The organism is Nonomuraea sp. NPDC050783, assembly GCF_040802095.1.
Classification (GTDB): domain Bacteria; phylum Actinomycetota; class Actinomycetes; order Streptosporangiales; family Streptosporangiaceae; genus Nonomuraea.
Genome location: NZ_JBFAHK010000046.1, coordinates 18,816 through 30,224 on the forward strand (window position 1 = coordinate 18,816; position 11,409 = coordinate 30,224).

Here is an 11,409-nt window from a genome sequence, read left to right on the forward strand (position 1 = left end):
AAGGCGAACCACGGCAAGCGCCCCACCGCACGCTAGAGACCGGGTGGCCGCCCGGCGGCCACCCGGTCCTCCAGGTCAGGACGGAAGCTCGGTGAGCGCCCGGTCGATGCGCTCCTGCGGCAGCGTGAAGTCCTCCAGCCGGCCGTCCAGGTGGCGGTCGTAGGCCGCCAGGTCGAAGTGGCCGTGGCCGCACAGCGCGGTGAGGATCACCTTCTCCTCCCCGCTCTCCTTGCAGCGCAACGCCTCCGCGATCGTCTCGGCCAGGGCGTGGGTGGGCTCCGGCGCCGGGACGATGCCCTCGGTGCGGGCGAAGCGGACACCGGCCGCGAAGCACTCGTTCTGGGTACGGGTGACCGCCTCGAACAGGCCCAGCTCGTACAGGTGCGACAACAGCGGCGACATGCCGTGGTAGCGCAGGCCGCCCGCGTGGATGGGGTCCGGCACGAACGAGTGCCCCAGCGTGTGCATCTTGAGCAGCGGCGTCAGGCCGGCCGTGTCGCCGAAGTCGTAGGCGTACACGCCGCGCGTGAACGACGGGCACGCGGCCGGCTCGACCGCCCGGAACACGGTGCCGAGCCGCCCGGCCAGCTTCTCGCGCAGGAACGGGAACATCAGGCCCGCGAAGTTGGAGCCGCCGCCGGTGCAGCCGATGACCAGGTCGGGCGGCTCGGGAAGCTGCCCGATGGCCTCCTCGCCGATCACCGTCTGGTGCATGAGCACGTGGTTGAGCACCGAGCCGAGCGCGTAGCGGGCGTCGGGGCTCGCGGCGGCCGTCTCGACGGCCTCGCTGATCGCGATGCCCAGGCTGCCCGGCGAGTCCGGGTCGCCGGCCAGGACCTTGCTGCCCGCGCCGGTCAGCGGGGACGGGCTGGCGTGCACGGTGGCCCCGTACATCCGCATGAGCGAGCGCCGGTAGGGCTTCTGGTCGTACGAGGCGCGGACCATCCAGATCCGGCATTCGACGTCGAACTGGGAGCAGGCGAACGCCAGCGCCGACCCCCACTGCCCGGCGCCGGTCTCGGTGGTGAGCAGCCGGACGCCTTCCCGGGCGTTGTAGTACGCCTGCGGCACGGCGGTGTTGGGCTTGTGGGAGCCGGCCGGCGAGCCGCCCTCGTACTTGTAGTAGATCCTGGCCGGCGTGCCGAGGGCCCGTTCCAGGCGGCGGGCCCGGATCAGCGGCGTCGGCCGCCAGAGCCGGTAGACCTCGGCCACCTCCTCCGGGATCGGGACGTAGCGCTCGGCGCTCACCTCCTGGGCGATCAGCTCCATGGGGAAGAGCGGGGCCAGGTCGTCGGGGCCGACGGGCTCGCGGGTGGCGGGATGGAGGGGCGGAGGTGGCGGAGCGGGCAGGTCGGGAACGATGTTGTACCAGTGGCTGGGCGTCACCGCTTCAGTCTGCGCCGATCGCGGACCCTGTTCCAGTACGCCTTCCGCCGCTATCGTGGTTGAATGACTTCACAAGAAAAAGGCGGGAAAATCCGTGCGGTGGTCTTCGACATCGGCGGCGTCCTGGAGCTCACACCACGCCTCGGGGTCACGGAGCGCTGGGAGACCGCGCTGGGGCTGCCCGCCGGGCACATCGACACCCACATGGCATCGTCCTGGGCGGCCGGCGCCCTCGGTGTGATCACCGAGGAAGACGTCCAGCGCGAGCTGACCGCACTCCTGGGAACGGACGCGGACGCGTTCATGGCGGACGTGTGGACCGAATACCTCGGGACGCTCAACACCGGCCTGACCGCCTATCTGCGGGACCTGCGTCCCCGCTACCGGACGGGCATCCTGAGCAACAGCTTCGTGGGCGCGCGGGAGCGCGAGCAGGCCGCGTACGGCTTCGCCGACCTCGTGGACCACCTCGTGTACTCGCACGAGGCCGGGCTGGCCAAACCGGATCCGCGGGCGTACCTGCTGGTGTGCGAGCGGCTGGGCGTGGCGCCCGAGGAAGCGGTCTTCCTGGACGACGTGGCGGCGTACGTGACGGGGGCCAGGCGGGTCGGCATGCGGGCGGTGCTGTACCGGGACAACGCGCAGGCCGTGGCCGCCCTGGACGCTCTGCTCGGCCGGTGAGCCGTTGCCGCTCGGCCGGCGGGTCGCTCCGCTCGACCGGCGGGTCGCTTCGCTCGACCGGCAGGTCGCTCCGCTCGACCGGCGGGTCGCTTCGCTCGACCGGCGGGTCGCTTCGCTCGGCCGGTGGGCCGTTTCGGTCAATCGGCGGCCAGGACGGCCAGGCGGTCGGGGTGGTCGGTCCTGACCACGACGTCGGCCGTGCGCTGGGGGCGGGCCTCCCGCTCGTACCGCTCGTAGGCGGGCAGCCGCCACCGCTCCTCCTCGGGCGTCCCGCGTTCCAGCGCGCCCGGGGACAACCACAGGTGCACGCTGACGTCGAACGCCAGCCCGCGCCCCAGCAGCAGCGTCCCGTCCACCAGCGCCACCCCGCCCGGCGGCAGCTCCTCGTAAGGGGCCCGGTAGGCCCGGTCCACCCGGCTGTCCCACAGCGCCGGCAGCAGCCGTCCCGAGCCGCCCGCGTCCAGGGGCTCCAGCACCTCCCGCCGCAACGCCTTGACGTCGAGCCAGTCCTCGTAGAAGGCGTCGGGATCGGTCCTGCCGTGCTCCAGCCGCAGCGAGGCGGGCCGCAGGAAGTCCGCGGCGGACACGCGCAGCACGGGCCGCCCGCGCAGCCGCAGCGGCGCGACCAGCTCGTCGGCCAGCGCCCCGGGCCGCGCGGCGGGCGCGCCGTCCACGGCCACCCGCACCCACGCCTCGCGGGGCCGCCCGGCGATCAGCTCGGCCAGCTCCTCGACGAGGACGTCCCGGGAGATCGGTCGCGCGCGCATCATCGCCCCCAGCTTACGATCACCCGCACCGCCGGCCGCCGGCGACCGGGGCACACAGGCGCGTGCGACCGGCGCCACCGTACGCCCGGCTCGCTCGCGGAGGTTTCCGGAAGCAGGAGGCGGCCGGGTTTCTCCGGGGCACCCCCTGCCCCGCGCCCAGGCCACCCATCGGGCTGACCTGGCCTTTCAGGCTTTGGAGCGGACGACGGGAATCGAACCCGCGTAGCTAGTTTGGAAGACTAGGGCTCTACCATTGAGCTACGTCCGCGCGAACCGGTCGAACTCTGGTCTAGACTTCATCCGGTCGTCAGGGCGTAAGCGTACCGGAGTCCCGGAGCGCATGCGCACTCGGCGGTACGGGGCGTGGCGCAGCTTGGCAGCGCGCTTGCTTTGGGAGCAAGAAGTCGCAGGTTCAAATCCTGTCGCCCCGACCAGCTCAAAGGCCCCTCCCGATTCGGAAGGGGCCTTCTGCGTGACTAAGTGAGTGACTAAGGCTCCGAGCCGCCCTCGAAGATGCGGTCCATGGCCACAGCACCGGCCTGGAGCACGGGCCGGATCTGCTTCCGGTAGACCGCTTCCGTGACGGCTGTGCTGCTGTGGCCGACGAGCCGGGAGATCTCCTCCAGCGGGATGCCGTTGTCCGAGAGCAGCGAGACGAAGCTGTGGCGCAGCTCCCGTGGCGTCCACTGTGCCGAGTCGAGTCCCGGAACGTCTCTGACGACGTTGCGGAAGGCACGGCGGACGTTGGAGGCGTCCAAGGGTGTTCCGGCAGCCGAGGCGAAGACCAATCCGTCAGGACGCCACATGTCGCCCTGCTCCCTGCGTTGCTCGTCCCGGTGCAGCCGGAGTACGTCGACGCAGCGTCTCGGCAGTGCGAGCGTGCGCCGGGACTTCCGGGTCTTGGTATCTCCTCCCGCTCGGACGGACCGCCACACCGCGACGTGAGGCGGCACAGGAGGAGCGGCGTCCGGTGTTCCCTCCAGGTCGACGTGGTCCCACGTCAGCGCTCGGAGTTCCTCCGTGCGTGCTCCGGTGAGCAGCGAGACCACCACGTAGGCGTGCATCCGTGACCCCTCCGAGGCGGTCAGGATCGCGGTCGCCTGGGCGTACGTCAGGGCCTTGGACGGTCGGCCGGCCTTTCCAGCAGGCACCGCGCAGAGCTCGACGACGTTCCGCTTGACCTTGTCGCGGGCCATCGCCCGCTTGACCGAGCGGTTCAGGCATGACCTGATGATCTGCAAGGTCCGGGTGCTGAGCGTCCGCGCCTTGTCGGCCAGCCACTGGTCCACATCCTCGGCGCTCAGGTCACGCAGCTTCCGCTTGCCGAGCGCCGGGATCACGTGCTTGTCGCACAGGATGCGGTAGGACTCGACGGTACGGGGATCACGGCCGGTCAGTCCGTAGGTCAGCCAGTCGATCATGGCGCGCTCAACCGTGTAGTCGGACGGTGCGATGGCGAGACCGTCCTCATAGTCCCGGATGATCTCCTTGAGCTTCTCCTTGGCGGCGGTCTTGGTCTTGCCGCTGGCCTTCTTGACGATGCGCTTCCCGGCCGGGGTGTAGCCTACCGTGAGCGAGGCGATCCAGCGCTGGCGAGACTCGTCCCAGTGCAGGCCGCCGTCCCCGCGGCTGCGGCGTTTCGTCATGACGCCTCCTGCTGCAACAGGGCGATGTACTCGCGGAGGGCGCTCTCCGGGATCAAGCGGCAGCGGCCCTGCTTGACCGAGCGGAGGCGGCCGGAGCGCAACTGCTCGTAGATGACGCTGCGGCTCATGCGGAGCTTCAGCATGGCGTCAGGAACGCGGTAGAGCTGGACGTCATCGGCCATGCTTGCCTCCTTCGCTGATCGTGGCGGCCAGGGCGGATTCGCCCGGCGTGAAGCCCTGCCCGGCGTACTTCCAGTGGGCGAGGACGAGGGTGCTGGTCGGGTCGTGTCTCAGGCGTTGCAGCTCTTGGGCCTCGCGGTACTCCACGCGGACGCGGCGCAGGGCGGTCAGGGTGGTGGAGTAGGCGCGGCTCTTGGTGGAGAAGTGGCCACGGAAGCCGAGCATGTGAGCCCACTGGCGCAGCCGGAGCGGGGCCAGGTCGGGATGGGCGGCGGTGCCGCCGAGGTCCCAGGCGGTGCGGATCAGGCGGGCGGCGTGCTTGGTGACGCCGTGGGTGTGCAGACGGGCGAGGTCTTGCCGGGTGACGCGGCGGTCCAGGGTGCCGGAGGTCTCGGCGGCTTTGGTGGCGTACTTGGCGATGTAGCCCGCGACGGTGGCCTCGGACAGGGCGTTGGCGTCGAGGCCGGCGCTTTGGATCGGGCGTACGTCGATGGTGCCCCAGGTGAGCGGTTGCCCGGTTTCCGGGGCGGGCAGGCGGACGGCTTTGGCGGCGGACGTGATGGTGGTGGTGAGCAGGTCGAGGGTGGCCCAGGCGGGCGGGCTGGTGAGCGTGTCGCCCTCGCGGCCGTCGAGGCGGATGACGGCGTGGAAGTGGACGACGCCACGGGCCTGGTACTCGGCGACCTTGGCGAAGGACAGGCGGGCCGTGCGGGCGAACTCCTTGCGGGTCAGGCCGGTGGCGGCGGCCAGGTGCTGACGGAGGTAGATGGTGAAGCGGTGCCACAGGACGGCGGCGTGGGCGTTCCACAGGACGTGGCCGGTGTGGTCGTAGGTGCTGGGGTCGAGCGGTTGGCCTATGGTCGGGTCTCCCTTCTGGTGGCGGGTGAAGCAGGACGGGCCGGTCCGGCGCGGGTGGCAGACGTTCGTCGTGCCGTCCTTGTCGGGGCCCCGGTGAACGGGGCCGAAGGACGGGGCGGTGAGCGTGGCGAGGACGCGCGGGTGGGTGCGGACGATCTCCGGGACGCCTTTGTCCCCGCCGAGCAGGCCCGCGCGGATGAGATGGAAGGTGTCTTGGCGGTAGGTCTCGGCGCAGGCCGGGCAGCGGGAGGCGCGGCGGTTGCCGCAGCGGATCAGGAGTTGGCCGTGTGGTTGGTCGCGGGTGGTGAAGGTGTGCAGGACTTCGCTGGTGGTGCTGTTCAGGGTGGTGGACTCGCCGGTGAGGCGGATCGGGTCGGTGCAGCCGCGGAGCCGGTCGACTTGGTGAAGCCAGCGGGTGACGTCCTGGTTGGAGTGGCGGGCCAGGTCCCGGATGGCCGAGCCAATGAGGTCGCTGAGCTGGGCGTCTGCTTCGGTCACTGAGCCTCCTCTCCGCTGCCTTCGCAGCACGGGCAGTAGATGACGAACAGTTGGTGGGTACGGGTCGGGCGGATGCGGACCGGGCCGTATCCGCCGCATTCCGGACAGGGCCGGTCGCGCATACTGGAGTTCCTTCGTTGAGTGCGGAGGGTGACGCCCCACGGGGACGGCGGGCTGCCAGGCTTGAGTCGTCCCGTGGTGGCGTCGCCGGAGCTAGTCGCGGTTGTCCAGGTCGATGCCGGTGCCGGAGCAGTCGCGGCAGGTGTCGTCGTCGTACAGGCCGGTGCCGTTACAGGTGGCGCAGGCGTAGAACCGGGTCATTCGGGTTCACCTCCTTGGCGGGTGCAGGGGCAGGGCTCGTCGGGTGTGGTGGTGTCACAGTCGGGTGGGTCGCTGTCGAAGTCGCAGCCGTAGCGGGCGCAGCAGGCGCAGAACGGGCACGGCAAGCGGGTCATGATCGGGTGGGAGGCCGCCTGGTGGTCACCGGGTGCCCATTCCTCGGCAGGTGGGGCAGGTCTCCGAAACCTCGATGATCAGCGTCTGGCCGACAGGTTGTGGCTGGCTGCGGTAGGCGGTGATAGTGCCGGAGCCGAGGCAGCGGCGGCAGTAGCGCTGGTTCATGACGTGGTGTCTCCTCTCGTGATCCAGGCGGTGCGGTTGCCGCTGGCGTGGGCGATGGCGGCCAGGACACGGGCGAGGTTGGTGGCATCCAGGTAGGTGATGGAGGGGCCGAGTTCGACCGGCAACCCGTCGGCGATCGACAGGGCGATGCGCAGGACGGCGGCCTCGCTGCCGGAGCAGGGCATGCGGCCCCGGACAAGGGCGGCGTGGGCGGACTGCCAGTCGATGACCGCGTACGGGACGCGGTTGTACGTGGCGGTGACGTAGTCGATGGCGTAGCGGCGGAACTCCGGCCGGTTCAGCCACACGCCGTGCTGGATGAGCAGCTCGACGGCGGCCTCCAGAACGTAGGAGCCGCGTGCCCAGGCGCGAGCGGCCTCGATCAGGTGAGCGGGGGTGGGCTGGTTGGTCATGCGACGGGTTCCTTTCGGAGATGGGTGAGCAGGTCGGCGGCCAGGTCTGGTGAGACGTGCATACGGGTGGCGAGCTGGTCGCCGGTGATGGGCCGCTGGTGGGTGGTGTGGTGGTCGTCGGCCAGGCGGCGGGCGTAGGCCAGCAACGCGGGCGAAGGGCTGGACTCGACGGCGGCTGACTCGGCCGGGCCGGGAGGCGTCGGCGGGGCGGGGTCGAGCTGCGGCATCTCGACGGCCGTCACCGCTTCGGCGGGGCCGGGCTGTTCGTCGGTGTCGTCGTCCGCCGGCTCGGCCGCGTGGCCAGACGGGGAGCGGTGAGAAGCCCGGCGCTCCAGCATGGAGACCGCGACCAGGAAGGCGACGGCGGGTGTGGCGGCGGTGATCCAGCCCCACATGCTCGGGTGAGCGGTGGCCAGGTTGGCGGCCAAGGTGAGGACGATGCCGCCGGTCAGCACAAGTGCCGGCCAAGAGAGCGGGCCGTGGCGGCGGCGGCCGGTGCGCTTGTCACGCTGGAGTTCGCGGGCGGCCATCACGCACATCAGGTCGATGCACACGGCGACCGCCCAGGACTGCCAGCCGTGCTGCCCGTGCCGGTTGGCCAGATCGCTGATGTGGGTGAAGGACCCGACAGCGGCGATGACCGCCAGGACGACGACGGGGCCGGTGTCGAGTAGGCGGGCGCGGATGCGTCCCATGAGAGGCACCTCCTTTCGGTTTCGGGCAGGGGCCGGGTAGGGACCTGGCGCGATGAGGCCCGCGCCGGGCCGGTGGGTGAGGAGTTAGGTGGGTTCGCCTTCGCGGGCGAGCGCTTCCAGCTCGGCGTCCGTGACGGTCACGGTGTCGGCGCCGGTGAGCAGGTCGGCCCAGGCGGGCGCGAGCTGGGCGTGCTGGGTGGCGGCGGCTTCGGCCGCTTCTTCGGTGACGTAGACGGAGCGGGCGCGATACCAGCGGCCGTCATCGCCGACCACGATGGCGGTGCCGGGCATGCTGGCGGGGATCTGGCGGGCCGCGTCGAGGGCGGCCGGGTCGGTGTCGCCGAGGGTCATGGTGGCGGTCTCCGGGTCGTTGACCCGGTGGCAGATCCGGCCGGAGAGCTGGGAGCGCAGGGCGGTGACGCCGGGGCCGAGGTCGGAGCCGACCCGTTGCCCGCACACCACCAGGTGAACCCCGAACGCCCGGCCGAGCTGGGCGAGCCGGAGGAGTGCGGTGGCGGTGGTGGCGATCTCGTCCTTCTCGCCCTTGTGGGCCATCAGGAACAGTTCGGCCACCTCGTCTACCAGGACCACGACCAGTGTCGGCCGCAGGTCCTCGGGCAGCTTCCAGACGTTGCGCGCCTTGTTCGCCCGGCACAGGGCCATCCGGGTCTTGACCAGGCAGATCAGGTCGTTGAGCAGGCCGACGCATTCGGTCCGCTCGGTCGCGATGGCCGACAGGCGCGCCCCATAGGCGGTCAGTTCCACGCCGCCTTTGAGGTCGAAGCCGACGAGCGCGACTGGTTGCGCGGATAGGCCGGTGATCAGGGCGTTGAGCAGGGTGGACTTGCCGGACTGGGTTGCGCCGGTGATGAGCCAGTGCGGCACTGTACGGAAGTCGATCAGCCACGGCGCGCCGGTCTCCAGCAGCCCGACCCGCACCCTGAGCAGCCCTTCCGACAGCAGCGGGATACGGATCTCGGACAGTGGGTCGCCTCGAGTGGCCAGCAGTGTCACCCGGCCCGGCCGGGAGCTGACGAGCCGGACGGAGTGGACGCGCCAGGCGTGGGCGAGGTTTGGCAGCCGGGCGGTGTAGTCGTCCGGCGTCTGGCCGTCCATGAGGGTCACGTTCACCAGGAACCCGAGGCGGTGCGGACGGATGAGGCCGAGCCGGGGCGGCTTGTCGATCTGCACCCGGCGGACCTTCCGCCGCTGTGCGAGTGAGATGGTGGCGTGGCCGACGACCGGCAGGCCGTCGAAGGTGTAGCGCCAGCGGCGCCGTTTGCGGGTCAGGGTGCAGCCGAGGGCGACGTTGCCCCAGGTGGCGTACACGTGGGCGGTCTTGAGCGGGTAGCCGACGCAGAGCCAAAAGGAGACGGGATGCAGCATGCGCCACACCACCAGGACCGTGCAGGCCGAGGCCATGATCACGGTCAGCGGGATCAGCCAGTCGGACATTTTGGAACGTTCCTTTCATACCGCGAGAGATCGGCTCTCAGGGGCGGGCGATTGGCCGGCAGGCGATCCGCCCGCCCCTGGGAACCGGTGCAGCGGTCAGGCCGCCTTCGCGGCGGCGGGGGCGATGGTCTCGGCGCGAAAGCCGAGACCGGAGCGGCCGTTCATGGACCAGAAGAAGGCCGCCAGGCCGACCGGGCGGACCTGCACGCCCTCGGGGATCTGCGGGAACGTCTCGCTCGGGAACGTCACCACGATCACGGGGTTGCGCCGGTCGTCGTTCGGCTTGGGCAGCAGCGGGATGGTGTAGAGCTCGCGGCCCTCGGCGTCGCGCTTGACCTCGCCGGTGGCGCGGTCGACGATCTTCGGCTCGGGCTCACCTGCGACGATGAAGGCCAGGCCGGTGATGTCGACGGGGATGTTACGCATGTGATCTCCTCTGAAGGTTGCCTAACTTGGCTAGGCATCTTTCTGACGAGATTCATGTTGCCCAGCATGGCTAGCCATGTCAAGCATCTGCGAGTAACTGGACTAGGCAACCTAGGAGAACTAGGCTGTTTTGCGTGATGAGTCTCGATCCCGACGACCCCCGCCCGCCGTACCAGCAGGTCGCCAACGCCTTGCGCGCCGCGATCCTGACCAAGAAGTTCGAGCCGGGCGAGAAGCTCCCCTCAGGCCACGACCTGGCGAAGACGTACGGCGTGGCGCGCATGACCGTCCAGCAGGCCATCCGCCTGCTACGTGACGAGGGCCTGGTCGTCTCCCGCCAGGGCAGCGGCGTGTTCGTTCGCGAACGCACCGAACGGCCGGTCGAGCTGCGCCCCCACATCGAGCGGGCCTTCGAGGAGCCGAACGTCTCCATCGACTTCGCCGGCTTCTCCGGCGAGACCCTCAACGGGATGCTTCAAGAGCCGTTGGACAAGATCCGCCTCGGGCGGCTCACCCCCGAGTCCATCGCCATCCGCATCCTGGTCCCCGACATGGAACACCCCATGTCCCTGCCCTGCCGGGCCGACGACCTGAGCGACGACCCGGTGATCCGCTCCCGCGCCCTGCGCATCCAGCAGCGCAGCGTCCAGGCCATCGCCGACGCCGTCCACGAGCTGGCGGACCTCGGGCTGGTCAAGACCGCCACCGTCCAGGTACGCGTCCACCAGACCGCGCCCGCGTTCAAGTTCTACGTGATCAACCGCGAACGGGTGTTCTTCGGCTTCTACCCCGTCGTCAAGCACACCGTCCGCATCAAGGGCGAACCCCACGAGCTGTACGACGTCATGGGCAAGGACGCCCTGCTCTTCCACTACGAGATCACCGAAGACCCCACCTCGATGGCTTCGCAGTACGTTACCGAGACCCGCCGCTGGTTCGACAGCATGTGGACCACGATCAGCCGCGAGATCGACCTATGACCAACGCTGCCGATCTCGTCCGCCAGGCCGATGCCGTACTGCTCGACTTCGACGGCCCAGTGTGCAGCATCTTCGCCGGGCTGCCCGCGCCCGTGGTCGCGGCTCGGCTCAAGCAGGTGCTCGTCAAGGAAGGCGCGGAGCTACCGGAGGACGTCGAGGCGCTGGACGACCCGCTCAAGGTGCTACGCCGAACCGCCGACATCGCGCCGGAGCTGGTCGACAAGGTAGAGACCGCGCTCATGGGCAACGAGGTCGAGGCGGCAACCAGCGCCGAGATCACGCCCGGCGTTCGCGAGTTCCTCGAAGCGTGCGCAGAGGCCAGCAAGCCGGTCGCCATCGTGAGCAACAACTCCGCGCCCGCCATCGAGACGTTCCTTGCTCTGGCCGACTTGGGGGAATGGGTCACCGCGGTTTCCGGACGCTCGATCGGGATGCCGGAGCAGATGAAGCCGCACCCGCAGTCTGTGCTGTGGGCGTGTAAGGCGCTGGGCGTCGAGCCAGCCAGGGCCGTGCTGATCGGGGACTCCGACTTCGACATGCACGCCGCGCGCAACGCCGGAACCCACAGCATCGCCTACGCCAACGGGCCGGGGAAAGTCTGCAGGCTCATCCAGGCCGGGGCCGATGCGGTGACCGACAGCATGACTGAGCTGATCGAACAGCAGTAGCCAGGCAGCTACGCAGGGCGGTACGTGATTCATACCTTCCCCACGTCATCAAGCCGCCGCCCGCTGGGCGGCGTCGTTCTTCGGCATCACCGCCGGCGGTTCGGCGAGCAAGTCGACCAACGTGGGCTTCGCGAC

13 protein-coding genes and 2 tRNA genes are annotated in these 11,409 nt (G+C 70.2%); 4 read left to right on the top strand and 11 right to left on the bottom strand.

The window, feature by feature from the left end; translation table 11 throughout:
- Nucleotides 1-75: 75 nt before the first annotated feature.
- A complete protein-coding gene (locus tag AB0H75_RS49135; protein ID WP_367808804.1) occupies nt 76-1,386 on the bottom strand; it encodes a TrpB-like pyridoxal phosphate-dependent enzyme in 1,311 nt (436 codons plus the stop codon).
- A 99-nt stretch (nt 1,387-1,485) separates the two neighbouring features.
- On the opposite strand from AB0H75_RS49135, the gene AB0H75_RS49140 reads away from it, so the two are divergent.
- Nucleotides 1,486-2,067 (top strand): HAD family hydrolase, encoded by a 582-nt coding sequence (locus AB0H75_RS49140; RefSeq protein WP_367808806.1) that lies wholly within the window; start codon nt 1,486-1,488, stop codon nt 2,065-2,067.
- A gap of 137 nt (nt 2,068-2,204) precedes the next feature.
- On the opposite strand, the gene AB0H75_RS49145 is transcribed toward AB0H75_RS49140, so the two are convergent.
- On the bottom strand, nt 2,205-2,837 hold the full coding sequence (locus AB0H75_RS49145) for a uridine kinase (protein ID WP_367808808.1): 633 nt from the start codon (nt 2,835-2,837) through the stop codon (nt 2,205-2,207).
- A gap of 191 nt (nt 2,838-3,028) precedes the next feature.
- Nucleotides 3,029-3,102, bottom strand: a tRNA-Gly gene (locus AB0H75_RS49150).
- Nucleotides 3,103-3,191: 89 nt separating this feature from the next.
- On the opposite strand from AB0H75_RS49150, the gene AB0H75_RS49155 reads away from it, so the two are divergent.
- Nucleotides 3,192-3,268: transfer RNA gene (locus tag AB0H75_RS49155), tRNA-Pro, on the top strand.
- Between the two features lie 54 nt (nt 3,269-3,322).
- Here AB0H75_RS49155 and AB0H75_RS49160 read toward each other — a convergent pair.
- From AB0H75_RS49160 to AB0H75_RS49195, 8 genes are all read right to left on the bottom strand, one after another.
- Nucleotides 3,323-4,480 carry a tyrosine-type recombinase/integrase gene (locus AB0H75_RS49160; RefSeq protein WP_367808810.1) on the bottom strand — a complete coding sequence of 386 codons (1,158 nt, stop codon included), beginning with the start codon at nt 4,478-4,480 and terminating at the stop codon, nt 3,323-3,325.
- Complete coding sequence (locus AB0H75_RS49165) at nt 4,477-4,662, bottom strand: helix-turn-helix domain-containing protein (RefSeq protein WP_091086446.1); 186 nt, start codon at nt 4,660-4,662, stop codon at nt 4,477-4,479. Before AB0H75_RS49165 ends, AB0H75_RS49160 begins: the two co-directional genes overlap by 4 nt.
- Nucleotides 4,652-6,016 (bottom strand): replication initiator, encoded by a 1,365-nt coding sequence (locus AB0H75_RS49170; protein ID WP_367808812.1) that lies wholly within the window; start codon nt 6,014-6,016, stop codon nt 4,652-4,654. The genes AB0H75_RS49165 and AB0H75_RS49170 overlap by 11 nt, the downstream gene beginning before the upstream one ends.
- Nucleotides 6,017-6,496: 480 nt before the next feature.
- Nucleotides 6,497-6,637 (bottom strand): hypothetical protein, encoded by a 141-nt coding sequence (locus AB0H75_RS49175; RefSeq protein ID WP_367808814.1) that lies wholly within the window; start codon nt 6,635-6,637, stop codon nt 6,497-6,499.
- Nucleotides 6,634-7,050 (bottom strand): hypothetical protein, encoded by a 417-nt coding sequence (locus tag AB0H75_RS49180; RefSeq protein ID WP_367808816.1) that lies wholly within the window; start codon nt 7,048-7,050, stop codon nt 6,634-6,636. The genes AB0H75_RS49175 and AB0H75_RS49180 overlap by 4 nt, the downstream gene beginning before the upstream one ends.
- Nucleotides 7,047-7,745 (bottom strand): DUF2637 domain-containing protein, encoded by a 699-nt coding sequence (locus AB0H75_RS49185; RefSeq protein WP_367808818.1) that lies wholly within the window; start codon nt 7,743-7,745, stop codon nt 7,047-7,049. Before AB0H75_RS49185 ends, AB0H75_RS49180 begins: the two co-directional genes overlap by 4 nt.
- Nucleotides 7,746-7,829: 84 nt before the next feature.
- A complete protein-coding gene (locus AB0H75_RS49190; protein ID WP_367808820.1) occupies nt 7,830-9,200 on the bottom strand; it encodes an FtsK/SpoIIIE domain-containing protein in 1,371 nt (456 codons plus the stop codon).
- A gap of 96 nt (nt 9,201-9,296) precedes the next feature.
- A complete protein-coding gene (locus AB0H75_RS49195) occupies nt 9,297-9,626 on the bottom strand; it encodes a hypothetical protein (RefSeq protein WP_367808822.1) in 330 nt (109 codons plus the stop codon).
- A 137-nt stretch (nt 9,627-9,763) separates the two neighbouring features.
- Here AB0H75_RS49195 and AB0H75_RS49200 point away from each other — a divergent pair, with 137 nt between their 5' ends.
- Both AB0H75_RS49200 and AB0H75_RS49205 read left to right on the top strand, forming a co-directional pair.
- A complete protein-coding gene (locus AB0H75_RS49200; RefSeq protein ID WP_367808826.1) occupies nt 9,764-10,606 on the top strand; it encodes a GntR family transcriptional regulator in 843 nt (280 codons plus the stop codon).
- Nucleotides 10,603-11,274, top strand: a complete 672-nt coding sequence (locus AB0H75_RS49205) for an HAD family hydrolase (protein WP_367808824.1) — start codon at nt 10,603-10,605, stop codon at nt 11,272-11,274. The genes AB0H75_RS49200 and AB0H75_RS49205 overlap by 4 nt, the downstream gene beginning before the upstream one ends.
- Nucleotides 11,275-11,409 lie beyond the last annotated feature (135 nt).